Source organism: Pseudomonas sp. IC_126 (assembly GCF_004331835.1).
Taxonomy (GTDB): domain Bacteria; phylum Pseudomonadota; class Gammaproteobacteria; order Pseudomonadales; family Pseudomonadaceae; genus Stutzerimonas.
Genome location: NZ_SJSS01000003.1, coordinates 193,042 through 216,838, shown reverse-complemented (window position 1 = coordinate 216,838; position 23,797 = coordinate 193,042). Strand labels below are relative to the sequence as shown.

At 64.2% G+C, this 23,797-nt stretch carries 21 protein-coding genes; 10 read left to right on the top strand and 11 right to left on the bottom strand.

What is annotated here, in order from left to right; genetic code table 11:
- Nucleotides 1-45: 45 nt before the first annotated feature.
- From E0D86_RS11940 to E0D86_RS11910, 7 genes are all read right to left on the bottom strand, one after another.
- Entirely contained in the window at nt 46-1,653 is a 1,608-nt protein-coding gene (locus E0D86_RS11940; protein WP_131650253.1) for a FadD3 family acyl-CoA ligase, read from the bottom strand.
- Between the two features lie 16 nt (nt 1,654-1,669).
- Nucleotides 1,670-2,701 (bottom strand): ferredoxin--NADP reductase, encoded by a 1,032-nt coding sequence (locus tag E0D86_RS11935; protein WP_131650252.1) that lies wholly within the window; start codon nt 2,699-2,701, stop codon nt 1,670-1,672.
- A 2-nt stretch (nt 2,702-2,703) separates the two neighbouring features.
- Nucleotides 2,704-3,459: a glucose 1-dehydrogenase gene (locus E0D86_RS11930; RefSeq protein WP_131650251.1), complete on the bottom strand. Its 756-nt coding sequence runs from the start codon at nt 3,457-3,459 to the stop codon at nt 2,704-2,706.
- Between the two features lie 10 nt (nt 3,460-3,469).
- The gene (locus E0D86_RS11925; RefSeq protein ID WP_131650250.1) at nt 3,470-5,179 is read right to left on the bottom strand and encodes an FAD-dependent oxidoreductase; all 1,710 of its coding nucleotides are present in this window, start codon (nt 5,177-5,179) and stop codon (nt 3,470-3,472) included.
- A gap of 59 nt (nt 5,180-5,238) precedes the next feature.
- Nucleotides 5,239-6,429, bottom strand: a complete 1,191-nt coding sequence (locus E0D86_RS11920; RefSeq protein WP_131650249.1) for an acyl-CoA dehydrogenase family protein — start codon at nt 6,427-6,429, stop codon at nt 5,239-5,241.
- Between the two features lie 117 nt (nt 6,430-6,546).
- A complete protein-coding gene (locus E0D86_RS11915) occupies nt 6,547-8,139 on the bottom strand; it encodes an amidase (RefSeq protein WP_131650248.1) in 1,593 nt (530 codons plus the stop codon).
- Nucleotides 8,140-8,216: 77 nt separating this feature from the next.
- Entirely contained in the window at nt 8,217-9,650 is a 1,434-nt protein-coding gene (locus E0D86_RS11910) for a coniferyl aldehyde dehydrogenase (RefSeq protein ID WP_131650247.1), read from the bottom strand.
- A 183-nt stretch (nt 9,651-9,833) separates the two neighbouring features.
- On the opposite strand from E0D86_RS11910, the gene E0D86_RS11905 reads away from it, so the two are divergent.
- From E0D86_RS11905 to E0D86_RS11880, 6 genes are read left to right on the top strand one after another with little or no spacing between them, the layout of a single operon-like run.
- Nucleotides 9,834-10,835 carry a flavin reductase family protein gene (locus E0D86_RS11905; RefSeq protein WP_131650246.1) on the top strand — a complete coding sequence of 334 codons (1,002 nt, stop codon included), beginning with the start codon at nt 9,834-9,836 and terminating at the stop codon, nt 10,833-10,835.
- Between the two features lie 25 nt (nt 10,836-10,860).
- Nucleotides 10,861-11,634: a glucose 1-dehydrogenase gene (locus E0D86_RS11900; protein ID WP_131650245.1), complete on the top strand. Its 774-nt coding sequence runs from the start codon at nt 10,861-10,863 to the stop codon at nt 11,632-11,634.
- 9 nt (nt 11,635-11,643) lie between these two features.
- Entirely contained in the window at nt 11,644-12,438 is a 795-nt protein-coding gene (locus tag E0D86_RS11895; protein WP_131650244.1) for a fumarylacetoacetate hydrolase family protein, read from the top strand.
- 25 nt (nt 12,439-12,463) lie between these two features.
- Nucleotides 12,464-13,360: an acetaldehyde dehydrogenase (acetylating) gene (locus tag E0D86_RS11890; protein ID WP_131650243.1), complete on the top strand. Its 897-nt coding sequence runs from the start codon at nt 12,464-12,466 to the stop codon at nt 13,358-13,360.
- Nucleotides 13,361-13,370: 10 nt separating this feature from the next.
- Nucleotides 13,371-14,402 (top strand): 4-hydroxy-2-oxovalerate aldolase, encoded by a 1,032-nt coding sequence (gene dmpG / locus E0D86_RS11885; RefSeq protein WP_131650242.1) that lies wholly within the window; start codon nt 13,371-13,373, stop codon nt 14,400-14,402.
- A 47-nt stretch (nt 14,403-14,449) separates the two neighbouring features.
- Complete coding sequence (locus E0D86_RS11880; protein ID WP_131650241.1) at nt 14,450-15,808, top strand: MFS transporter; 1,359 nt, start codon at nt 14,450-14,452, stop codon at nt 15,806-15,808.
- Nucleotides 15,809-15,872: 64 nt separating this feature from the next.
- Here the strand turns inward: E0D86_RS11880 and E0D86_RS11875 are convergent, their stop codons facing one another.
- Nucleotides 15,873-16,640: an SDR family oxidoreductase gene (locus tag E0D86_RS11875; RefSeq protein WP_131650240.1), complete on the bottom strand. Its 768-nt coding sequence runs from the start codon at nt 16,638-16,640 to the stop codon at nt 15,873-15,875.
- A 303-nt stretch (nt 16,641-16,943) separates the two neighbouring features.
- Between E0D86_RS11875 and E0D86_RS11870 the strand changes: the two genes are divergently transcribed.
- The 3 genes from E0D86_RS11870 to E0D86_RS11860 all read left to right on the top strand — a co-directional run bounded on the left by E0D86_RS11870 (nt 16,944) and on the right by E0D86_RS11860 (nt 19,596).
- Nucleotides 16,944-17,726, top strand: coding sequence for an enoyl-CoA hydratase/isomerase family protein (locus E0D86_RS11870; RefSeq protein WP_131650239.1), 783 nt, complete (start codon nt 16,944-16,946; stop codon nt 17,724-17,726).
- Nucleotides 17,727-17,883: 157 nt separating this feature from the next.
- Nucleotides 17,884-18,633, top strand: coding sequence for an electron transfer flavoprotein subunit beta/FixA family protein (locus tag E0D86_RS11865; protein WP_131650238.1), 750 nt, complete (start codon nt 17,884-17,886; stop codon nt 18,631-18,633).
- A complete protein-coding gene (locus tag E0D86_RS11860; RefSeq protein WP_131650237.1) occupies nt 18,634-19,596 on the top strand; it encodes an electron transfer flavoprotein subunit alpha/FixB family protein in 963 nt (320 codons plus the stop codon).
- A gap of 58 nt (nt 19,597-19,654) precedes the next feature.
- Here E0D86_RS11860 and E0D86_RS11855 read toward each other — a convergent pair whose 3' ends face one another.
- Nucleotides 19,655-20,200: a TetR/AcrR family transcriptional regulator gene (locus tag E0D86_RS11855; RefSeq protein ID WP_131650236.1), complete on the bottom strand. Its 546-nt coding sequence runs from the start codon at nt 20,198-20,200 to the stop codon at nt 19,655-19,657.
- A gap of 95 nt (nt 20,201-20,295) precedes the next feature.
- Here E0D86_RS11855 and E0D86_RS11850 point away from each other — a divergent pair, with 95 nt between their 5' ends.
- Nucleotides 20,296-21,774, top strand: coding sequence for an MFS transporter (locus E0D86_RS11850; protein WP_131650235.1), 1,479 nt, complete (start codon nt 20,296-20,298; stop codon nt 21,772-21,774).
- A 338-nt stretch (nt 21,775-22,112) separates the two neighbouring features.
- Here E0D86_RS11850 and E0D86_RS11845 read toward each other — a convergent pair whose 3' ends face one another.
- Both E0D86_RS11845 and E0D86_RS11840 read right to left on the bottom strand, forming a co-directional pair.
- The gene (locus E0D86_RS11845; RefSeq protein ID WP_131650234.1) at nt 22,113-23,090 is read right to left on the bottom strand and encodes a GlxA family transcriptional regulator; all 978 of its coding nucleotides are present in this window, start codon (nt 23,088-23,090) and stop codon (nt 22,113-22,115) included.
- 142 nt (nt 23,091-23,232) lie between these two features.
- Nucleotides 23,233-23,781, bottom strand: coding sequence for a cysteine hydrolase family protein (locus E0D86_RS11840; protein ID WP_131650233.1), 549 nt, complete (start codon nt 23,779-23,781; stop codon nt 23,233-23,235).
- Nucleotides 23,782-23,797 lie beyond the last annotated feature (16 nt).

Sequence of the window (23,797 nt, the reverse complement as noted above, 5' to 3'; positions counted from 1 at the left end):
GATCGGCCAGGTCACGGCTGGCCGATCATTCACTGCCTGGATCGCTCAGGACAGTTCGGCGCGCAGCTTCAGTTTGTCGATCTTGTTCGATGCGTTGGTCGGCAGTTGCTCGAAGAACACCACCTTGCGCGGCACCTTGTAGTTGGCCATGTGTTCGCGCGACCAGGCGATCAGGTCAAATGCGTCGAGTATCGCGCCGCTTTTGCGCACCACGCAGGCGCAGCCCACCTCGCCCATGCGCTCATCGGGAACGCCGATCACCGCCACCAATGCAACGTCCGGATGCTCGCCGAGTGCGGCCTCGATCTCGGCCGGATAGCAGTTGAAACCACCGACGATGAACATGTCCTTGAGCCGCCCGGTGATGCGCAGATTGCCGCTGGGATCCAGGCTGCCGACGTCGCCGGTGTGCAGCCAGCCCTCCGCGTCGATGGCCTCGGCGGTGGCGCCGGGGTCGTCGAAATAGCCCTGCATCACATGGAAGCCGCGCAAGCAGATTTCGCCGTTCTCCCCCGGTGGTACCGGTCGGTTGTCGGCGTCGACGATGCGCACCTCCGTACCGGGGATGGGCTGGCCGCTGGTGCCGGCAATGACTTCCGCGGCAGCGGCCGGGTCGCAGATGGTCGCCAGCCCGCCGCATTCGGTCAGGCCATAGGCGGTCGTCACCACCTCGCAACCCAGCTCGCCGCGGATGCGCTCGATCAATTGCGGCGGGATGGTCGATGCGCCGGTAACGGCAATTCTCAGGCTGCCCAGATCGGTGTTTTGCAGATTCGGGTGCGCCAGCATCGACAGGTACAGCGTCGGCGGGCCGGGTAATACGGTGATCCGTTCGCTGGCGACCCGCTCGAAAATCTGTTCAGCGTCGAACACCGCATGCGGCAGGATCGTCGCGCCAGCCAGCAGGCAGGTCAGCCAGCCGGCCTTGTAGCCGAACGAATGGAAGAACGGGTTGACGATCAGGTAACGGTCGCCCGGCACCAGGCCGATGATCCGGGCGTATTCGCCAAAAGCGCGCAGGCTTTGACCGTGGGCATTCATCACGCCCTTGGGTTTGCCGGTGGTGCCAGAGGTATAGAGCAGATCCGACAGATCTTCCGCGCGCACCGCCTGGGCGCGTTCGCAGGCGGCTTGCGGCGATACCGTCGAGCCGATGGCCACGAGCGCATCCAGGCTGAAATCCGCCGCAGCCGACGGGGCTTCGCCCAGCACCACTACATGTCGCAGGCCCGCTGGCCGGTGTGGCGCCAGCATTGCCGGATAGTCCACGCCGAGAAACTGCCCCTGCACGAATAGCAGGCGCGTACGGCTACGCGACAGGATATCCGCCGCCTCGGCGCCCTTCATGCGGGTGTTGAGCGGCACCAGCACCGCGCCGGCGCATAGCAGGCCGAGGGCCAGCAGCACCCAGTCAATGCAGTTCGGCGCCCAGATGGCGACTCGATCGCCCGCCTTCACACCGAGCGCCATCAACCCGCGGGTGATAGCCAGAGCGTGCTCGGGCAGCTCGGCATAGTCGATTCGCCGCTCGCCATCTTCCAGCGCTGTGCGCCCCGCATGGACCTCGGCGGCAGAAAACAGCAGCGCAGGCAGCGTCTGGATGGCGCGGACGTCAGCGTCGGCGCGGGTCGAAGGGGTCGTCAGCACGGTCATGTCAGCCTCGGTTCAATCAGTCGGGAAAACGCAGGTGGACGTAGCTGCTGAGCGCGATGGCCTGGCAGGCCAGCGTCCAGCCTTCCTTCAGTTCGTCCGCATCCAGGGCATCATTGGCCAGCAGCTCGACGTCACCCTCCACCAGGGTGCACATGCAGGAGGCGCAGGCGCCGACCAGACAGGAGTGCGGCGCTTGCAGCCCTTCCCGGCGCATCGCCGCCAGCAGCAGCTCGCCAGGTTCGCAGTCGATGGTGTGGCGCTCGCCGTCCAGCTCGACAGTCAGACGCGTCGCGGTAGCGCCGGCATGCTCCACCACATCGGCGGGCTGCTCGCCCTCGCCCGGCAGCGAGACGAACCGTTCGACGTGTACCGCCTGGTTCGGCAAGCCAGCGGCCTTCAGCGCGGTGACAGCGCCATCCATGAACGGTCCCGGCCCGCAAATGAACGCCTCGGCGTGACCGAAGCCCTCGGCGAACGCGGCCAGTTGCTCGGGCGAGGGACGGCCCTGCACGCTGTCCAGCCAGTGGATCACCTGCAACCGCCGCGGATGGAAGGTGGCCAGCTCACGCAGCAGGTCACGGAAGATCACCGACGCCTCGTCGCGGTTGGCATATATCAGGCGAACCCGGCCGTGCCCCTGTTTCAGCGCCGCGCGCAGGATCGACAGCACCGGTGTGATACCGCTCCCGCCAGCGAACAGCAGCAGGTCGGTGTCCAGCGATTTGGGCACGAACACACCGGCCGGCGGCAGCACCTGAACGCTGTCGCCGGGCCTTAACCGGTCGCATAGCCAGTTCGAGCCGCGACCGTCCTCCACTCGTTTGACGGTGACGCGCAGCGACTCGTCTTCCAGCGGCGAGCTGGACAGCGAGTAGCAGCGCGGCAGCCAATCATCGCCGTGGGGAATACGCAGGGTGAGGAACTGGCCAGGGCGGTATTCGAAACGCCGGATCAGAGCCTCAGGCACGTCGAAGACGAAGGAGCAGCTGTCGGCGGTCTCGTGGATCACCTCGGCGACCTGCAGCGTGATGTATTCGGGCGCGTTCATGTCTAGATACTCATGACGAACTGGCCACTATCGATGCGCAGTTCGATGCCATTGATCGCCCGCGACTCGTCCGAGGCGAGAAAGACCATGGCATTGGCCACGTCTTCTGGCCGGCAGGCCCGGTTCATGGGGTCCGTGTCGATGGTCAGCCGCTCCGGATCGATACCCGGTGGGTAGATCGCACGGGTCATGGGCGTAAGCACGCCGTCCGGATGCAGCGAATTGCAGCGGATGCGGTGCGCCCGGCCAAAGGCCGCGACACTGCGCGTGAGTGCACTGATAGCGCCCTTGCTGGCGCTGTAGGCCAGAAAGTCGGGCTTGCCGGCAATCGCGGCAATCGAGGACAGGTTGATGATCGAGCCGCCCCCGCCGCGCTTCATCAGTGCGACCGCCGTCTGGCAACCGAGGAATACGCTATCGGCGTTGACTCGCATCAGCGTCTGCCAGTCGGCCAGAGTGGTCTGTTCGATCGTCCCGGCCTTGAGGATGCCCGCGTTATTGACCAGCACGTCGAGCCGGCCATAGCGCTCATCCACTAGCGCGCCCAGCGCTTGCCAGCCATCGGGATCGCTGACGTCCTGCTGCACGAACGACACCGCGTCGCCCAACTCGTGAGCCAGACGACGTCCGGCCTCGACGTTCAGGTCAGTCAGCAGCACCTGTGCGCCTTCAGCGGCGAACTGGCGCACGGCGCATTCGCCCATGCCGCTGGCGCCGCCCGTGACGATCGTCACCTTGTCCCGCAAACGTGCACTCATGAGCATGCCCTCACGCCGTTGCCGACAGGTGGTGCGCGGCTATGTAGCCGAAGGTCATGGCCGGGCCGAGCGTGGCGCCGGCGCCCGGATAGCGCGTGCCCATGACCGACGCTGAGGTATTGCCGATGGCGTATAGGCCGGCAATTGGCAAGCCGTCCTCGCGTAGCACCTGGGCATTCGCGTTGGTCAGCAGCCCGCCCTTGGTGCCGATGTCGCCGGCATTCATCCGCATCGCATAGAACGGCCCCTTGTCCAGCGGCGCCAGGCAAGGGTTGGGTTTGACGTTCGAGTCGCCGTAGTAACGGTCGAAGACGTTGCCGCCGCGAGCGAAGTCCTCGTCGATACCGCTGCTGGCGAAGCGGTTCACGCGCGCCACGGTATCTTTCAACCCGTCAGCGTCGACGCCGATTTGGCGGGCCAGATCGTCCAGACTGTCGGCCTTCCAGTAGACGCTGCCCAGCCATTCCTTGCGCAGGCGGCTGTCCGGCATGATCTGCGCCGGCATCAGTGGGCCCATCGCATAGCCGAAGCGGAACCTGGCATCGAAGATCACCCAGGCGGGCACGCTTTTGCCGCCGCTGGTCTCGTTGTCGCGGTACATCGCATCGACGAATTCCAGATAAGGCGCGGCTTCGTTGACGAAGCGCCGACCCTGGCCGTTGACCACGATGGCGCCGGGAAAGGCCCGCTCGGCGAACACCCCGCGTGACTGCGGCTCACCCGGCACCTGTAGCGTCGGCGCCCACCACGCCCAGTCCAGCAGGTCGGTGGCGGCACCGATCTTCTGCCCCGCCTCCAATGCCGCTCCGGTGTTGCCGCCCTTGGGCGTGGCGCTCCATTCGTGATTGTTCGGCTGCGGCAGATATCGGTCGCGCAGAGCCTGGTTCTGCTCGAAACCGCCGGCACCGAGAATCACCCCGCGCCGCGCGCGGATGGCCATCGCCTGGCCGTCGCGCTCGACGACCACGCCCGTCACCACGCCGTCTTCCTCGATCAGTTCGCGGAAGCCGGTGTTCAGCCACAGGGGAATGTTGCGGTCGAGCATGGAGGCGCGCAGGCTCGCCACCAGGGCGTTGCCGAGCGCGGTGCGGCGGTCGCGGCGGGTCTTCTTGCGCCAAGCGAAGTCGAACTTGTAGCGCAGCATCAGCCAGAGCACCAGCAGCCGCCAGCCCGGCGTCTTGGCCATGGCCTTGTGGGCGTGCCGCGCGGTCCAGGCGATGCGCCCCATCAGCAACGTAGTCGGCGAGGCCTCGCGCAGGTTTTCCAGTTCCGCGCCCAACACGCTGACGTCGAACAGTTCCGGGTCCAGGCTGCGCCCGCCCTTCAGGGCGCCGGGCAGGTCCTGGTAATAATCCGGGTATTTGTCGGCCACCGTGTAATGCACCCGGGTCTGCTCCTCCAGGTACTGGATCATCACCGGGGCGTGGGTCAGGTAGGCATGCAGGCGTGACTCGTCGACCCGGTCGCCGATCGCAGCCTTGAGGTAGGTCATGGCCTGCTCGTAGCTGTCCTTGCCGCCGATCTTCTTGAAGTAGTGATTGCCGGGGATCCAGATGCCGCCGCCGGACAGCGCCGAGGTGCCGCCGTACTGCGCGGCCTTTTCCACTACCAGCACCGACAGCCCCTGGTCGGCAGCGGTTATCGCTGCCGTCATCGCACCGGCTCCCGAGCCGACTACCACGACGTCGTAAGTGTCTGGATGACTCTTGTTGTTATGCATGTTCCGGACTCACTTGCTTGATCGATCGAACCGCCGTCGCACAGACAGCGGCATGGCTGTCACACGTAGGGGTCGGGATTGGGCAGGCCGAGCTGGACGGCGCCATAGGTACGGGCAAACGCGGCCACGTTGTTGGAGATGTGCCCGCGGGCCTGGTGCAGGTCGCGGAAAATCCGCGCCACCGGATTGCTCTCATAGAGCCCGGACGCCGCCATGCAGCGCAGGATGCCGCTGACCTTCTCGGCACAGGTATTGGTCACGTAGGCCGACTGATAGCGGTACAGCAGGCGGGTCTCCACATCCGGGAAAGCGTTACCGGCGGCGATTTCCTGCAACTGCTCGTAGTTGCGATCGAGCACCAGGCGCAGCATGTCCAGGGTCAGCGAGGCGTCGGCCACGGTTTCCTGGGCGAGCGGGTCCTCTGCGGTTTTCGCACCGTGCTTGCCGATATGCCGCGCGGCGTTTTCACGGAACTCGTTGATCGCGCCCTGTAGTGCACCCAGGCAAGAGGTGGAAACGGCGCGGGTGAACACTTGGGCGAAGGGAATGCCGTACAGCGGGTTGGGGTTGGCTTCGCGGCCCGGGGTCGCTTCGAGGCTTGAATTATTGGTGCGCTGAACGCGGTGCGCCGGCACGAATGCATCCTCCACGACGATGTCGTGACTGCCGGTGCCGCGCAGGCCCAGGACGTCCCAGTTGTGTTCGATGCGGTAGTCGCTGCGTGGCACCAGGAAGGTGCCGTGCTCGGCGCCCTCGCCGTTCTCATCGGGCGGAATGATGCCGCCCAGGAGGCACCAATGGCAGTGCTCGCTGCCGCTGGAGAAGCCCCAGCGGCCGCTGATGCGATAGCCGCCCTCCACAGGCGTCACCTTGGCGACCGGCATATAGGTTGAAGACATGAGGGTGGATTGGTCCGAACCCCAGACGTCTTCCTGCGCCTGGAGCGGATAGCGGGCCAGCTGCCAGGGATGCACGCCGATGACGCCGTAGATCCAAGCGGTCGACATGCAGCCCTCGGCCAGCGCGATCTGGATTTCCGCAAATGTACGCAGGTCGGCCTCGTAGCCACCGAAACGCTTGGGTTGCAGGACCTTGAACAGGCCGGCTTCCTGCAGATCGGCGATGGTTTCGTCCGGCACCTTCTGCTGGCTTTCCGCTTGTGCGGCGCGCGCTTTAAGCACGGGGATCATTTGCCGCGCGCGCTCGATCAGGTCGACTTCTTGTTGTGTTTTCTGGCGAGTGGCTGCCATCTCTGATTCCTCTATAGCGCCGCTGCGAGGAAGGCGCGGCTGTTCTGATTATCGGAAGCCGGAGCTGGCAGACTCATCGTCAAAGCGGACTAGCAGAGGGTCAAAAAACACGGCCAATCACACCGGCAGGCCAGGGCGGCGCGACGACCAGGGACGGACCTGTTCCAGCTGCCCGGCCAGGCGCAGCAGCAGTTCCTCGCCACCCAGGCGCGCGGTGAACATCATCCCCACCGGCAACCCCTCCTCGCTCCAGCCGAGCGGCAACGAGATCGCCGGCTGCCCGCTGACGTTGGCCAGCACCGTGAAGGAGGCGCTGCCCATGGCCTTCTGCATGTAGCTTTCCCAGGGTTGCGAGAGGCGCAGCTCGCCGAGCTTGGGCGGCAGGTTGGCGGTGACTGGCGAAAGAATCAGGTCGAAGCGTTCGAACGGGCGCTCCATTTGCTCGCTGATGGTCTCGAACGCGTGCCGGGCGCGGTACAGCTCGAGCCCACTGACCCGCTCGCCATTGCCCAGCACGACATGTGTGATCTGCTCCAGCTCGTCTGTGTTCAGCTTGCGCCCGAGCATATCTTCGCGGTCACGGATGCTGGCCAGCAGCGCGGTGGCGCTCACCTTGCCATGGGCCGAGAACAGCTCGCGCGGGTCGACCGGCAGGGTCAGTTCCTCGATCTCATGACCCTGGCCGAGCAAGAGTTTCACGGTGTCGTCGAGCACCTGCGCCACTGCCGGGTCCAGCGTCGCACCGGTCAGCGAACGGCTGACCAGCGCAATTTTCAGGCGCCCGGGATCGCGCTCCACCGCCTCGACGAAGGGGCGCTCCAGTGGCTGGGTCCAGTATGGGCTGCCGGCCTCATGGCCCTGCCCCGCATCGAGAAACAGCGCCGTGTCGCGCACCGTGCGCGAAACCACGTGCGCCACGCTCGCGCCGAACCAGCCCTCGAAGCGGCCCGGACCGCTGGGCGTGCGGTAACGGCTGGGCTTCAGGCCGACCAGGCCGCAATAAGACGCCGGGATGCGAATCGAGCCGCCGCCGTCGGTGGCATGGGCCGCCGGTACGATGCCCGCCGCCACTGCCGCCGCCGCGCCGCCGGAGGAGCCTCCGGCGCTGCGCTCGAGATCCCAAGGGTTGCGAGTCTGGCCCCACAGCGCCGACTCGGTGGTGGTGGTCAGCCCGAACTCAGGGGTGGCAGTCTTGCCAAAGGGCACCGCACCGGCGGCCTGGTAACGCGCGATCAAGGTGCTGGTGAATTGCGACGGCGGGCCATCCCGAAACAGTCGACTGCCATGGCTGGTCACGGTGCCAGCCAGATACGTGCTGAGATCTTTCACCAGCAGTGGCACGCCGGCCAGCGCACCCGTCTCGCGGGCCGCGCGACGTTCGTTCAGCAGCGCCCGAGCGTAATCCTCATGCAGCATGTTCACGGCGTTGACTTGCGGATTGACCGCCTCGCAGCGAGCAAGCGCCGCGGCCAACAGCTCCGCGCCTGTCAGCTCACCGCTACGCACCGCCTCGGCCATGGCCCAGGCGTCGAGCCCCGCGTATTGCTCTGACGTTAGGCCGGTGGTTCGCTCGCCTGCCAGGGCGAAGCGACCGAGCATCGTGGCGCCCAAAACCAGCGCGCCGGCTTTGAGTACCCCACGGCGCGGCCAGGCTGGCTGGATTTCTAGCTCGGCGAGAACGGGCTCGCCAGCGGGGTCGGTTTTGCTCATGGGAATGCTCCGATCATGAATGACGGTTTTTACGCAGGGCCGGCGCGACCTGGCAGCCACGACCGGGCCATGTCTGCTCAGTCAGCGGTGACCTGCGCCTGCAAGGTGGCGAGAAGGTTTTCGCCGTAGGGCGGCAAAAGGCCCCACTCGCCGCGCCGGTCATAGGCCGGCGCCTTGAATATGGTGCGTGCATGACTGAACTGACAGAAGCCCTCCCAGCCGTGGTAGTGCCCCATGCCCGAAGCGCCAACGCCACCGAACGGGGCGTCATGCATGGCCGGATGCATCATCGCGTCGTTGATCGTCACGCCGCCCGACAAGGTGTGGCCGAGCACGTAATCCTGCTCGGCCTGGTCATGGCCGAAGTAATACAGTGCCAATGGCCGGGGCCTGCTGTTGATTTCTTCCACCACGGCGGGAAGGTCGCTGTAGGTCAGCAGCACCATTGCCGGGCCGAAGATCTCCTCTTGCATGACCAGGCTGTGCAACGGTGGGTTGACCACCACACTCAGCGGCCGCTTGCAGCTGCCAGGTACGGGCGCCTCGTCGGGGCAACGGATGATCTCGGCGCCCTGGGCCTCGGCATCGGCCAGGTAACGGTCGATACGCTGGAGGTGGCGCTCGTTGACCACCGCAACCAGGTCCGGGTTGCCGGCGGCTCGTGGGTACAGCACGCCAACCGCATCGCGGAGCGCGCCGATGAAGGCCTGTTTCTGTTCCACCGGCACGTAGACCAGATCCGGCGAGACGCAAATCTGCCCGCCGTTAGTGAACTTGGCGATGGCCAGGCGCCGGGCCGCATCGGCGATGTCCGCACTGCGGCCGACAATGGCCGGCGACTTGCCGCCGAGCTCCAGCGTCACCGGTACGAGGTTCTCCGCGGCGCGGCGCATAACGTCCCGGCCAATTGAGGTACCGCCGGTAAATACCAGATGATCGAACGGCTGGCTGGCGAAGCCCTGTCCGACCTCGACGCCGCCCGTGACAATGGCCAGCTCTAAGGGATCGAAACGATCAGCGATGGCCTCCGCCAGTACCTGCGCCGTGTTGGGCACAATCTCGGACGGCTTGAGAATTGCCCGGTTGCCGGCGGCGAGCACACCTGCAAGCGGGCTCAGCAACGTGAACACCGGCGCGTTCCAGGTGCCGATGATGCCCACGCTGCCCTTGGGCCGATACTGCACCCATGCCTCGGCACCGAGCTGGTCATAGGGCGCAAACGGCGGCCGGGGCGAATCCTGCATCCACTGCTCGGAATGGCTGCGAGCGTGCTTGAGTGAACTCAGCGCACCGAGCACATCGGTCATCAGTGAATAGCCCGGATGGCGCCCACCAAAGTCGGCATCCATCGCCTCCAGCAGCCTGTTCTGCTCGGCCACCAGCAGTTCGATCACCGCTTGCAGCCGGCGTCGGCGGGTCGCGGCGTCGACCGGGCCCTCTCGGTCGTAAGCCTGACGCTGTGCGCCAAGCAGCGCGCGCACTTCATCGATGGATCGCAGATATGCACTCATAGGGCCTCCCGGGCGGCCGTGTCGTTCCTGGTCGACGGACACGTTAGCCCGCGCCATCCGGCCCCTGCCTCGTCCATCCGGACGACACGCGGCGGACCGCGTTTTTAGTCCGTAAAGACGATGCTCCCACTTGCCCGACTGCCAATACTGCGTCCACGACTGACCGGATTCACGAGGCAGACCATGACGGCTGTAGCCAGCTTCAACCCTCAGGCGTTTCGCGCCGCGCTGAGCACCTTCACCACCGGCGTGACAATCATCACTACCCGCAACGCAGAGGGCGAGCCGGTAGGCGTAACCGCAAACAGCTTCAATTCGGTTTCGCTCAATCCGCCCCTCGTACTGTGGAGCCTGGCCAAATCGGCGCTGAGCTTGCCGGCGTTCACCGAAAACAGGCACTGGAACGTGCACGTCCTGTCGGCAGAGCAGGACGTGCTGTCGGGTCGTTTCGCCTCGCGCGGTGAGAACAAGTTCGCTGGTGTCAGCCTCGACCAGGGCATCAACGACACGCCGTTGTTCACCGATTGCACGGCGCGTTTTCAATGCCGTACGGCCTTCACCTACGAAGGCGGCGATCACCTGATCTTCGTGGGTGAGGTGCTGGCCTTCGACAAGTCCGAGCTACCACCGCTGGCCTACCAAAGCGGCCAGTACGCGCTGGCCACGTGCAAGCCTCGCGAACTCCTGCGCCTGGGTGCGGAGCCTCCACCCGAGTGCAGCTATACCGAAGACCTGCTGGGCTATCTGGCCGGTCGTGCGCACTACCAGCTGCTGGACGCACTGCGGCGGCTGCTGCATAGCCAGAAGATCGATGAGCATGCCTTCTTCGTACTCTCGGTGCTGTGCATCCAGGACAACCTGACCTTGGAAGAAATCAATGACTACGTCAGCTATACCGGCCGGGAAGTCACGCAATCGCTGATGCTGTTCCTGGAGAAACAGGGCTATGTGGCGCCCGACAAGCAGTTCGGGGTGCTTCGTTTTTTGCTCACCGCGGCCGGGCGGGAGCTGTCGCTCGAACAGATCGCGCTAGCCAAGGCGGTCGAACAGCAGCTGATAGAAAAGCTCGGTCAGGCCGACTCGCAGGTTCTGAAGATGCTGCTCAAGCGCCTCATTCAGGCGACCGATCCCGGCCTGCCGGACCTGTGGGCGCCGGCGTCACAGGAATTCGGCGCCCGCGCTTGAAGACTCTCGAAAAAAGGAAGACATCATGAGCTTGCTCGATCGCTTCACCCTGCGCGATGACGTCGCCATCGTCACCGGTGCTGGACGCGGAATTGGCCGCGCCATCGCGCTCGCCTATGCCGAAGCCGGTGCGCGGGTGGTCTGCGCCGCGCGCACACTGACGGACGTCGAGGCCGTGGTGGCCGACATTCGCGCCGCCGGTGGCCAGGCCGTCGCGGTCAGCTGCGACGTCAACGAGCCGGCCCAACGCCAAGCGATGGTGCAGACCGCGCTGGAGACCTTCGGGCGCATCACTCATCTGGTCAACAATGCTGGCGGTGCCGGACCGAACGATCCGCTGAAGATGAGCGTCGAGGAATTCGAGCAGGTTCTGCGTTTTAACGTGAGCTCGGCCTATGCGCTTGCCCAGCTCTGCGTGCCGCACATGCACGAAGCCGGTAGCGGCAACATTCTCAATATCACCTCTGGCGCCGCCCGCTACGCGCAGCCGCAGTTCAGCGCTTACGGTGCAGCCAAGGCGGCGCTGTCCCAATTGACTCGTCTGCTGGCGCACGATTTCGCCCCACGGGTCCGGGTCAACGCCATCGCACCCGGCCCGATCCTCACCGATGCGTTGAATCGAGTGATGCCGACCGAGATGCGCGCGGCCATGGAGGCGAACACGCCGATGAAATGCCTGGGGGAGGTGGAAGACATCGCCGCCGCCGCGCTGTACCTGGCAACCCCCGCCTCGCGGTGGGTGACCGGCAAGATCATCGAGGTCGATGGCGGCGCCGAATCCAGCGTCTGGCCGGGCTGAGGAGAAACCATGCTTGACCTGCAACTGATTGAAACCCTCGGCGACGAGCTGTTCGCCGCCCTGCGCGATCGTCGGACCCTGACGCCGCTGACCCAGCGTTACCCGGCCATCGACATCGATGACGCCTATCGCGTCTCGCTGCGTTTTCTCGCACGGCGCGAGGCCGTTGGAGAACAGCTGATCGGCAAGAAGATCGGCGTCACCAGCAAGGCGGTGCAGGACATGCTGAACGTGCACCAGCCGGACTTCGGCTTTCTCACCGACCGCATGCACGTGACCGACGGCAGCGACGTGAGCATGGCCAAACACCGTTTGATCCAGCCGCGCGCCGAAGGCGAGATCGCCTTCATTCTGGCCGAAGACCTCAACGGCCCCGGCGTTACCGCATCCGACGTGTTGGCGGCGACCGCCTCGGTAACCTGCTGCTTCGAAATCGTCGATTCGCGGATCGACGACTGGAAGATCCGCATCCAGGACACCGTCGCCGATAACGCCTCCTGCGGCGTGTTCGCCTTGGGCGAAACCCGCATCGACCCGCGTCAGCTGGATCTGGCCGCCTGCGAGCTACGGATGTTCAAGAACGATCAACCCGCTGGCCAGGGGCTGGGCTCCGCCGTGCAGGGCCACCCCTGCGAGGCCGTCGCGTGGCTGGCCAATACGCTGGGCCGGCTCGGCATTCCGTTTCGCAAGGGCGAGGTGATCCTTTCCGGCGCCCTCGCCCCGCTGGTGCCAGTGGGCGCCGGCGACCGCATCCACATGACTATCGGCGGCCTTGGCTCGGCCAGCCTGCAGTTCGTCGAGTGACCCCGAGCTGGCAAGGAGACGATTGATGAGCAAGAAAATCCGCTGCGCCCTGATCGGGCCCGGCAACATCGGCACCGACCTTCTGTACAAGCTAAAGCGTAGCGAGGTGCTGGAGCCTGTATGGATGGTGGGCATCGACCCCACTTCCGAAGGCTTGAAGCGCGCCGAGGAGATGGGCCTGAAAGTCACGGCCGAGGGCGTGGACGGCCTGCTGCCTCACGTGAAGGCGGATGACATTCGCATCGCCTTCGATGCCACTTCTGCCTACGTGCATGCCGAGAACAGCCGCAAGCTCAACGAACTGGGCGTGCTGATGATCGACCTGACGCCAGCGGCCATCGGCCCCTATTGTGTGCCTCCGGTGAACCTGAAAGACAACCTCAAGGCCGGCGCGCTGAACGTCAACATGGTCACCTGCGGCGGCCAGGCCACCATTCCGCTGGTGGCGGCGGTGTCTCGGGTGCAGCCGGTGGCGTATGCCGAGATCATCGCAACGGCGGCTTCGAAGTCGGTCGGGCCTGGTACTCGCAAGAATATCGACGAGTTCACCCGCACCACCGCCAGCGCGGTGGAACAGGTGGGCGGCGCGAAGAAGGGCAAGGCGATCATCGTCATCAACCCGGCCGAGCCGCCGTTGATCATGCGCGACACCGTGCACTGCCTAACGGAAGGCACCCCGGACGAGGCGGCGATCACCACCTCGATCATGGCCATGATCGCCGAGGTGCAGCGGTACGTGCCCGGCTACCAACTGGTCAACGGGCCGGTGTTCGAGGGCAACCGGGTCTCCATCTTCATGGAAGTGGAAGGCCTGGGCGACTACCTGCCCAAGTACGCCGGCAACCTGGACATCATGACCGCAGCCTCGGCGCGTACTGCCGAGATGTTCGCCGAAGAACTGCTCAAGCAGACCGAGCTTTAAGGAGCGCGCCATGGACCTTCGCGGCAAGAAAATTACCGTTCACGACATGTGCCTGCGCGACGGCATGCACCCCAAGCGCCACCAGATCAGCCTGGAGCAGATGAAAAGCATCGCCCAGGGCCTGGATGCGGCCGGCGTGCCGCTGATCGAGGTCACCCACGGCGACGGCCTGGGCGGTACCTCGGTCAACTACGGCTTTCCGGCCCACAGCGATGAGGAATACCTGTCGGCGGTGATTCCACTGATGAAAAACGCCAAGGTATCCACCCTGCTGCTTCCGGGCATCGGCACCGTCGATCACCTGAAGATGGCCCACGAGCTGGGCGTTGCCACCATTCGCGTGGCTACCCATTGCACCGAGGCGGACGTCTCCGAGCAACATATCAGCCACGCCCGCACGCTGGGCATGGACACCGTGGGCTTTCTGATGATGGCGCATATGAACAGTCCGCAAGGACTGGCGACTCAGGGCCGGCTGATGGAAAGCTATGGCGCCAACTGCGTGTACATCACCGACTCGGCCGGTTACCTGTTGCCGGAGGATGTCCACGCGCGGGTCGCCGCCCTGCGAGATGCCCTCGCGCCGGAAACCGAGATCGGCTTTCACGGCCACCACAACCTGTCGATGGGCGTGGCCAACTCCATCGCCGCCATCAGCGCCGGCGCGACACGCATCGACGCAGCCTGTGCAGGCCTTGGTGCCGGTGCCGGCAATACGCCGATGGAAGTGCTGGTGGCGGTCTGCGACCGCATGGGCATCGAGACCGGCGTCAGCGTGTTCGGCATCCAGGATGTGGCCGAGGATCTCGTGGTGCCAATCATGGATTTCCCCATCCGCAGCGACCGCGATGCACTGACCATGGGCTACGCCGGGGTTTACGGGTCCTTCTTGTTGTTCGCCAAGCGCGCCGAGAAGAAGTACGGCGTCTCGGCGCGTGAAATCCTGGTCGAAATGGGCCGCCGTGGCATGGTCGGTGGCCAGGAAGACATGATCGAGGACACCGCCCTGACTCTTCTCAAGCAGCGCCAGGCCAGCGCCTGAGCCGCCCCTCTCGGTCGGCCCGCCCAGGCCGGCCACCGGAGCCACGCATGACGACCGCGACTACTTCCGAGACTGGCCTTGGCTGGCGTACCCATGGCGTGCTGGCGCTGCTGGTGACGGCCTATGCCGGCAGCTTCATTGGCCGGCAGATCATGTCGGTGATGATCGAACCGATCAAACTGGAATTCGGCGTCAGCGATACCGCGATGGGGCTGCTCTCCGGTCTGGTCTTTGCCGCCTTTTACGCACTGCTCGGCCTGCCCGCCGGACGCCTTGCCGACCGCCATTCGCGCATGCGGGTGCTGGCTATCGCCGCCGTGCTGTGGGCATTGGCGACCCTGCTCTGCGGCCTGGCCATGAGCTTTTTCATGCTGGCGTTGGCGCGGATGCTGGTTGCGGCCACCGAAGCGCCGGTAATGCCGGCCTCGCTGTCGCTGATCGCGGATCTCTACCCGGCGCACAACCGCTCGCTGGCAATCAGCTGCTTCACCGGCGCGCCGACCCTGTCGGCCATCCTCGGCCTGAGCGTCGGCGCCTGGCTGGTCGACGTTTATGGCTGGCGCACCGGCTTTATGCTGATCGCCGCGCCTTTGTTGCTGCTATCGCTGGTGTTCGGTTTTGTGGTTCGCGAACCGTCTCGCGGCCGCTGGGATGCGGTGAGCACGCACCCGGTCCCGGGCGAGACGCTGACGCAATCGGCGCTGGAACTGCTACGCAACCGACCCTACCTGCTATTGATGAGCGCCAGCTCGCTGACGACCTTTGGCGCCTACGCCTTCGGCATGTGGAACACGACCTTTCTGATGCGCAGCCACGACCTCTCGCTGCAGCATGCCGGCATCCTCGCCGGCGTGGTCAGCGGGGCCAGCATGGCCGTTGGCGGATTGTTCAGCGGCTGGCTGACCGATCGCCTTAGCGCCTTGAACCGCGCCTGGCTATTGCGCATTCCGCTGCTGGGACATGTCGTGGGGCTGATTGGAATGGCGCTTTACCTGCTCGCGCCCAAGGGCACCTTGTTCATGCTAGGCGGCCTGCCCGTGCCGACAGCGATGCTCTGGGCTGCGCTCAGTGGCTTCTTCGCGATCTGGTGGGTGGCGGCTTCTTTCAATCTGCTGACTCAACTGGTCAGCCCCTGGCAACGCGGCACGGCGATCGCGCTGCAGACGATCTTCTCCACCCTGCTCGGCATCGGCCTCGGCCCGCTCGCTGCCGGGCTTCTGAGCGACGCGCTCAGCACCACGTTCGGACATGAATCGCTGCGCTACGCCTTGTTGGTGGTCAGCTGTAGTTTGTTCGCACCGCTGGCGCTGCTTCTGACGCTGTACCGTGCCCGGGCGTACCAGGAGACTTCGCCCGTTCGTACCCCCGCGCCCTCAGCCATCCCGCTCGCCGCTTGCGCGGATTAACGTCGGTTCTCCAAACGCAAAAACGCCTGGCAAGCCAGGCGCTTTTTGATCTGCGAGACGAACTTCAGAACGTGTTCGGTCGGACCATCGCGTCCATGCCGCCATCGGCGAATAGCACGCTGCCATGGACGAAACTCGCCTGTTCCGAGAGCAGGAAGGCGATCACCGACGCCACCTCCGTTGGCTCGCTGCCCCGGCCCAACGGCGCAACAAAACGACGGGTCGATTCGCCGTAGCGAGGATCGGCCTTGGACGCTTGCAACAAAGGCGTTTCCACGGCGCCAGGCGCGACCACATTGAGGCGCACCCCAAGCTTGCCCCAGTCCGGCGCCTTTTGCCGCGCCATGCAAGTGACCGAATATTTGGAACCGGCGTAGGCCATGTGCGGCTCGTTCTGCGACTCGGCCAGCTCGATCGCTCGGGTTTCATCACCGCTCAGCATGGCCTTGACCATCGGCAACTCATGCGCGCCTGGCTGCACTGAAGCGACGGACCCAACCACCACAGCGGCGGGCTTGTGTCCTTTCTGCAACGCCTCGAATAGCCCGTCCAGCAGATCGTTCACACCAAAATGATTGACCGCCACGATCAGCCCGCAGCTTGGCGCGGTGACGCCAACGCCCGCGCAGCAGACCAACCCGTCAAGCACGCCGCCACAACGCTCGAGCACCGAGGCGACTGCCGCCTGGCGACCACTGGGAGTGGATAAGTCGGCATTGATCTCGGCGTTGGCTCGGTCGATTCCGATTACGGTGTGGCCGGCGCTCATCAGCACCTCGCTCAGCGCCGCGCCGATGCCAGAGGCGGATCCGGTAATTGCTGTGACAGGCATGTGCTTCTCCTTCCAAAACGATATGGGTGGCGCCCTGACTTCAGGCATCAGCGGTTGGCTCATTTGCCCATGCGTTCACAGCGCCTCACATCGTCCGGAAAGACTAAAGCCTCCGAGGTTGTCTGAGATGTACTCCGTATGAACGATGCGCCGACCACGGGCTCTTGCCAACACTGATCGCAATCGTGGGCACCGCATGCCGAGCCGCCGGATTTCTGCCCACACGCTGATCACAAATGAAGGTGCGCCCTTTGGGCCAAACCTCGGCTCCAGCTACCCGCCGCCCCTGTTTCGGAGTCCTATATGAACAATCGAGCCTCCTCGCCCGTGTCGCTTGAACATAACGGCGCCATCAGCCAGATCCGATTCAACCGGCCAGAGGCGCTCAATACCATCGACCGGGACATGGCCTGGGCCTTTCTGGCGGCATGCCGTGAGGTGGCGGCGCGTCCAGCCAGCAGAGTGCTCGTGCTCAGCGGCGCAGGCCGCACGTTCATGGCTGGGGTCGATCTGCCGCAGGTACTCGCGGCGCCAGACTTGATCATCGAAGACCTGATCGAGCCGATGAATCAGGCCATACAGATCCTGACCGAGCTCGACATCCTGGTTCTCGGCAGCCTGCAGGGACCGATTGCAGGCGCCGGCATGAGCATCGCCCTGGCTTGCGATCTGGCCATCGCCGCCACCAATTGCCGTTTCAATTTCGCCTGTTTGCAGGCGGGCATCAGCAGCCAGCTCGGTGCTTCCTGGCACCTGCCTCGTCTCGTGGGGCTGCGCGCGGCCATGGAAATCGCGCTGCTCAATGAGCCCTTGAAGGCTTCCCAGGCGGCAGCCATTGGGCTGGTCAATCGCATCGTGCCGCTCGAAACGCTGGCCAGCGAGACCTCGTGCCTGGCCAAGCGCTTGAGCGAGGCGGCAGTACCCGCTCAAGGCCAGCTCAAGCGTTTGATGCGTGATGCCTACCAGCGCGATCTGCCGCAGCAGCTCGAAGCGGAAAAACGCGCGTTATCCGATTGCCTGGAGAGCGACGAATGCCAGCGCGCGGCCCACGCGTACCTGGAAAGGTATCCGGCCATTAACGGCTAGCAGTCTGTGAATCGGCCCCAGCATCGTCCGTTTAGGTCATCCCTGTTTCAGGAACGCTGCCTATCTTAGCGACAGCCAATCAGCAGGCGTGTTGAGTCGACTCGACCCTGCTCGCCCAATGAGCCGACATGATCAATCACGGAACAAGAGCCGACTTATGAGAGTTTTGGTACCCGTCAAACGAGTGGTCGATTACAACGTCAAGGTTCGCGTCAAGGCGGACAACTCCGGCGTCGACCTCGCCAACGTCAAGATGTCGATGAACCCCTTCTGCGAAATCGCCGTGGAAGAAGCCGTGCGCCTGAAAGAAAAGGGCGTGGCAAGCGAAATCGTCGTGGTTTCCATTGGCCCGACCGCAGCTCAAGAGCAGCTGCGCACCGCGCTGGCACTGGGTGCCGATCGCGCCGTACTGGTCGAGTCGACCGAAGAGCTCAACTCCCTGGCCGTGGCCAAGCTGCTAAAGGCTGTAGTCGACAAGGAGCAGCCACAGCTGGTCATTCTCGGTAAGCAGGCCATCGACAGTGACAACAACCAAACCGGCCAGATGCTCGGTGCTTTGACGGGCTACGCCCAGGGCACCTTCGCTTCGAAAGTCGAAGTGGAAGGCGACAAGGTCAAAGTCGAGCGTGAAATCGACGGCGGTGCGCAGACCGTTGCGCTGAACCTGCCGGCAATCGTGACCACCGACCTGCGCCTGAACGAGCCGCGCTACGCGTCGCTGCCGAACATCATGAAGGCCAAGAAGAAGCCGCTGGAAGTGCTGACTCCGGACGCGCTGGGTGTCACCACCGCCTCCACCGTGAAGACCCTGAAAGTCGAAGCGCCGGCTGCTCGCAGCGCGGGCATCAAGGTCAAGTCCGTGGCTGAACTGGTCGAGAAACTGAAGAACGAGGCGAAGGTAATCTAAATGACTATCCTGGTTATCGCTGAACACAACAACGCCGTTCTGGCTGCTGCGACCCTCAACACTGTGGCTGCCGCAAAGCGGATTGCCGCCCAAACCATTGGCGGCGACATTCATGTACTGGTCGCTGGTAGCGGCTGCGGTGCCATCGGCGAAGCAGCTGCCAAGATCGAAGGTGTGACCAAGGTACTGGTCGCCGACGATGCAGCCTACGCCCACCAGCTGCCGGAAAACGTCGCGCCGCTGATTGCCGGCCTGGCGCAAGGAGCCTCGCCGGCCGCCTACAGCCACGTACTGGCTGCCGCGACCACTAACGGCAAGAACTCCCTGCCGCGGGTTGCAGCGCAGCTGGACGTCGACCAGATCTCCGAGATCATCGCCGTCGAGAGCGCTGATACCTTCAAGCGCCCGATCTATGCCGGTAACGCCATTGCCACAGTGCAATCCAGCGCGCCGATCAAGGTGATCACCGTGCGTGCCACCGGTTTCGATCCGGTCAAGGCAGAAGGTGGTTCGGCTGCCGTCGAGCAGGTTTCGGGCACTGGCGACAAGGGCATTTCTTCGTTCGTGGGTGAAGAACTGGCCAAGTCCGACCGTCCCGAGCTGACCGCTGCCAAGATCGTTGTCTCTGGCGGTCGCGGCATGCAGAACGGTGAGAACTTCAAGCACCTGTACTCGCTGGCCGACAAGCTCGGCGCTGCCGTTGGCGCCTCGCGCGCGGCGGTCGACGCCGGCTTCGTACCGAACGACATGCAGGTCGGTCAGACCGGCAAGATCGTTGCGCCGCAGCTGTACATCGCCGTGGGTATCTCGGGGGCCATTCAGCACCTGGCCGGTATGAAAGACTCCAAGGTGATCGTCGCGATCAACAAGGATGAAGAAGCGCCAATCTTCCAGGTCGCCGATTACGGCCTGGTGGGTGACTTGTTCGAGATCGTGCCGGAGCTCGAGAGTCTGCTTGGCTGATAGACCGGTCTTCGGCGCTAGTCGGTCTAGCAGGCAACGGGTCGATGTCGAGGCCCCGTCAGCTATCCGGACGGACCACTGCAGCGATATCGATCATGACGTCCGTCCACTCCTCCTCGCCTATTTCCATCAGGCGAAAGAAGCGCAGCGCGAAAATGCCTTCGGCAGCGAAAAAGGCAACACGGGCGCGGCGCCCTTCTTCGGTCGAGGTGTCGAGTCCGGCAAGGCGCTCCCGGTACCACGCCTGGGTCGACTGCAGGTGCTCGGGAGTTTGTAGCAGCGCCGCCAACAGACTCGCCGCCTTGGCGTGAGAACCGAAGTCCGAGCCGCGAGTGGCCTCGATATGCGCGCGCACCGCCGTCAGCGGATCGGGGTCGTCCCCGGCGATGCGCTGGAACTGCTCGGTATAACCCTTGCCCCAACGCTCGAACATCGCGTTGATCAGCTCATCCTTGGTGCCGAAGCTGTACTGCACGCCACCTTTGGTAATGCCCGCAGCTTTGGCGACGGCGTCTATCGTCAGTGCTGCAGCGCCTTGTCGATTGACGATTCCTTCGGCCACATCCAGCAGTACCTCGCGATCGATAGTTCTCTTTCTGCCCACATTCATCCCTTTAAATTAAATACGTATGTATTTATATTCTGCCGCAACGTTTTCCCCCCGCCAATTGCTGGGATACCGGACCCGAGGATGACCCGTTGAAATCACCTCTTCGCTGGCTGGTGCTGGGCATATTATCCAGCGCGCTTTTGCTGATCGTCATCGACATGACGGTAATCTACCTGGCGTTGCCAAGCCTGACCTACGAACTGCGCGCCTCGGCCACCGAGAAGCTATGGATCGTGAACGCTTATGCCCTCACAGTCGCGGGCCTACTGCCCGGGATGGGCGCGCTGGGAGACCGCTTCGGCCACAAGCGGATGTTCATCGCCGGGCTGGTGGTGTTCGGTGGAGCCTCCCTGGGCGCTGCCTTTTCGCCCAGTGCCGAGGCGCTGATCGCCGCCAGGGTGGCCTTGGCGGTAGGTGCGGCGATGATGATGCCGGCCACACTGGCGATCATCCGCCACGTCTTCGACGACGTCCGCGAGCGCGCCCTGGCGTTCGGCATATGGGCCGCGATCGCTTCGGGCGGTGCCGCCTTCGGCCCGGTCGTCGGCGGTGTGCTGCTGGAACATTTCTGGTGGGGCTCGGTGTTCATCATCAACGTGCCGATCGTAATCGTGGCGTTGGTGCTCGCCGTGATCTGGGTGCCCGCCCGGCCCGGCAACCCCGATCGACCGTTCGACCTGCTCGCCTCACTGTGGATCATGGGTGCGCTGGTCGGCCTGACGCTGGCCATCAAGGAAGCCGGCAAGCCAGACCCGTCCGTGCTGCAAGCCAGCGCGGCGGCAATTACGGCGTTCGTGTGCGGCCTGGCTTTCCTGCGGCGCCAGCGCCAGACGACAGTACCGATGATCGAATTCGCTCTGTTTCGCGACCGCAGTTTCTCGGCTGGCGTAGCCACGGCATTGATCGCCTCGGCAGCATTAATGGGCATGGAGTTAGTGGTCAGCCAGCGACTGCAGTTGGTGGTCGGCTTATCGCCATTGCAGGCCGGTCTGGCCATTCTGCCAATCCCGCTGGGCGCCTTCGTCGCCGGTCCGCTTGCCGGATTGGCGTTGCCGCGACTAGGAGCGGAACGCATCCTGAGCACCTCCCTCGCCCTGTCGGCAGCCGGGGCGCTGCTGTACCTGCTGGGTTATGGCGCCGCGCTATGGGTTCAGATTCTATCGTTCAGCCTGCTCGGCTTCGGCATCGGCGCGGCAATGACTGCCGCCTCCAGCGCCATGCTGTTGCATGCGCCGCCAGACCGTGCGGGCATGGCGGCGTCGATCGAAGAGGTCTCGTACGAGCTGGGCGGTGCACTGGGCATCGCCATACTGGGTAGTTTGATGTCCGCGGTGTATTCCGCAGCCTTCACCACACCGGCAGGCAGCGCGGCGCCAGCGCTGGCCCGAGACAGCCTCGACGGTGCGCTGATCGCCGCCGAAGCCCTGCCTGAAACCGTTGCCGCCCCGCTTGTCAGCCTGGCGCAAAGCGCTTTCGACAGTGCTTTCGTAACGGTGATGATCATGGTCGTCGCGCTGCTCGGCGCGGCCTCGGCCGGCATCGCCCTGACCACCCGCCGCGCTCGTTAGTAGAACGCGCAAGCAACAGGACGAAGCTTCACGCCAATTGGAGATGCCAGCAAACCGCCTGCATGGAAAGGACCGATCTGGACCAAGGCAACACCTGGCTCGTTGCGCTGCATCAAAGCGGCATCGATCGATATGGCTCATAGCTGCGTTCGGCCATCGTCGTGCCGAACTGGCGCTCGCGGCGCGGGCATCCCGTCGGCTTCCAGCGGCGTCATGGCCGAGGTCCTGGCGGTGAAGAACGCTATGCCGCTCGCCCGCGACCAGTTGGTGGCCCGGGCCAAGGAGCAGCAGAATCCACGAGCCCAGCATGCGCCTGATCGCTTGTTACACGCGCCCGATTAGCTGAGCGCCTTCGAGCGCAGCTCCTTACAGAAGGTCCGCCGGTAATCCGAGGGGGTCGTGCCCAATTGCGCGGCGAACTGCTGACGCAGTGAAAGCGACGTGCCGAAGCCTACCTCCGATGCGATGCAGTCGATCGGCATCTCGGTGGTCTCCAGCAGCTGTTGTGCCCGCGCGACACGTTCGGCGTTGAGCCATTTGATGAAGGTCGTGCCTGTGGTTTCGCGAAAACGGCGGGTGAAGGTACGGCGACTCATGCTGGCCACATCAGCCAACGTATCGAGCGACAAGGGTTCAGCCAGATGTTCCCGCGCCCATTCCAGCACACCGGGCAGCCGGCTCTCACTCGGCAGCTGCGGAACAGGTTGTTCGATGTATTGCGCCTGCCCACCTTGCCGATGCGGTGGTGTAACCAGCAGCCGGGCCATTCGATTCGCTACATCGGCACCGTGTCGCTGACGCAGCAGATGCAGGCAACAGTCGATGGCGGCGACCGTACCGGCCGAGGTAATGATGTTGTCGTCAGAAACGTAGAGCACATCCGGGCGAAAGTGGCTGCTGGGGAAGCGTCGAGCGAAGAGATCGCGAGCCACCCAATGCGTGGTGGCTTCGCGGCCATCCAGCAGACCTGCATCGCCTAACACGAAGGCACCCAAGCACAGGCCAACGATCAGTGCGCCTTGTGCATGGCGCTGACGCAGGGCATCGGTCAGTTCGGTAGGTGCTTGCTGGTTGGGATCGCTCCATGCCGGCACGATGACGATATCGGCACGCTCCATTGCCTCTAGCCCATCGGGCACGTCGATCATCACGCCTTGATCGCTACGGACCTGGCCCGGCTTTGCAGCGCAATAGCCAACTTCGTAATGCGGCAGATCCGGTGCGTCTTTGGCTGCGCCAAAGACCATTCCGGGCACGGAGAGATGAAACAGGCTCACGCCATCGAACGCCAGGACGGCAACGCGAAGCATGGACATGGCAGATGACCCGCTTTGGGAAAGATGGCCCAAAAGTATCCAAGAGCTTTATTAAGGTCAAACATCGAGTGCAGAGCGGCATCGCTGGTAGGTGCTTCCCCGACCTGCGGATTGGGCACAGATCGGGGTATCCAACAGCGGCTTAGGCCGTCAGATAGGCTTGCGTCGAGATCACGTTGGCGTAGCCGAACTTAAGGGCAGCCATCATGGCCGCATGCACCTGAGCTGCCGGAACCTGTACACCCTCGAACTCCAGATCCAGCGTCGCGCAGGCATCGTGCAGTACGGTCACCGAATAGCCCAAATCGGCTGCGGCACGAACGCCGGCATCGACACACATGTGGCTCATCGCGCCGACGATCACGATTTCTTCTACACCCTGCTCGTCGAGCAAACGCTTGAGCTCCGTTTCACGGAACGAGTTAGGGTAGTTCTTGACGATGACAGGCTCGCCATTCTGCGGGGCGACAGCAGGTTGGATCTCGACGTTTTGAGTTCCCGGAACGAAAGCCGGGACTTCCCCGTTGACGAATTCATGACGGACGTGAATGACCGGGACATCCTTGGCGCGGGAGTCGGCAATCACTTTTACTGCGTTATCGACGGCTGCCTCGATACCGGTCAGCGGTAGATTGCCCGTCGGCAGGTATTCGTTCTGCAGATCGATTACGACCAATGCACGCTTGCTCATTATTGGCTCCTTGACG

Coding starts and splice junctions, on each gene's coding strand:
- E0D86_RS11940 (WP_131650253.1), bottom strand. CDS start 1,653: ATGACCGTGCTGACGACCCCTTCGACCCGCGCCGACGCTGACGTCCGC.
- E0D86_RS11935 (WP_131650252.1), bottom strand. CDS start 2,701: ATGAACGCGCCCGAATACATCACGCTGCAGGTCGCCGAGGTGATCCAC.
- E0D86_RS11930 (WP_131650251.1), bottom strand. CDS start 3,459: ATGAGTGCACGTTTGCGGGACAAGGTGACGATCGTCACGGGCGGCGCC.
- E0D86_RS11925 (WP_131650250.1), bottom strand. CDS start 5,179: ATGCATAACAACAAGAGTCATCCAGACACTTACGACGTCGTGGTAGTC.
- E0D86_RS11920 (WP_131650249.1), bottom strand. CDS start 6,429: ATGGCAGCCACTCGCCAGAAAACACAACAAGAAGTCGACCTGATCGAG.
- E0D86_RS11915 (WP_131650248.1), bottom strand. CDS start 8,139: ATGAGCAAAACCGACCCCGCTGGCGAGCCCGTTCTCGCCGAGCTAGAA.
- E0D86_RS11910 (WP_131650247.1), bottom strand. CDS start 9,650: ATGAGTGCATATCTGCGATCCATCGATGAAGTGCGCGCGCTGCTTGGC.
- E0D86_RS11905 (WP_131650246.1), top strand. CDS start 9,834: ATGACGGCTGTAGCCAGCTTCAACCCTCAGGCGTTTCGCGCCGCGCTG.
- E0D86_RS11900 (WP_131650245.1), top strand. CDS start 10,861: ATGAGCTTGCTCGATCGCTTCACCCTGCGCGATGACGTCGCCATCGTC.
- E0D86_RS11895 (WP_131650244.1), top strand. CDS start 11,644: ATGCTTGACCTGCAACTGATTGAAACCCTCGGCGACGAGCTGTTCGCC.
- E0D86_RS11890 (WP_131650243.1), top strand. CDS start 12,464: ATGAGCAAGAAAATCCGCTGCGCCCTGATCGGGCCCGGCAACATCGGC.
- dmpG (WP_131650242.1), top strand. CDS start 13,371: ATGGACCTTCGCGGCAAGAAAATTACCGTTCACGACATGTGCCTGCGC.
- E0D86_RS11880 (WP_131650241.1), top strand. CDS start 14,450: ATGACGACCGCGACTACTTCCGAGACTGGCCTTGGCTGGCGTACCCAT.
- E0D86_RS11875 (WP_131650240.1), bottom strand. CDS start 16,640: ATGCCTGTCACAGCAATTACCGGATCCGCCTCTGGCATCGGCGCGGCG.
- E0D86_RS11870 (WP_131650239.1), top strand. CDS start 16,944: ATGAACAATCGAGCCTCCTCGCCCGTGTCGCTTGAACATAACGGCGCC.
- E0D86_RS11865 (WP_131650238.1), top strand. CDS start 17,884: ATGAGAGTTTTGGTACCCGTCAAACGAGTGGTCGATTACAACGTCAAG.
- E0D86_RS11860 (WP_131650237.1), top strand. CDS start 18,634: ATGACTATCCTGGTTATCGCTGAACACAACAACGCCGTTCTGGCTGCT.
- E0D86_RS11845 (WP_131650234.1), bottom strand. CDS start 23,090: ATGTCCATGCTTCGCGTTGCCGTCCTGGCGTTCGATGGCGTGAGCCTG.
- E0D86_RS11840 (WP_131650233.1), bottom strand. CDS start 23,781: ATGAGCAAGCGTGCATTGGTCGTAATCGATCTGCAGAACGAATACCTG.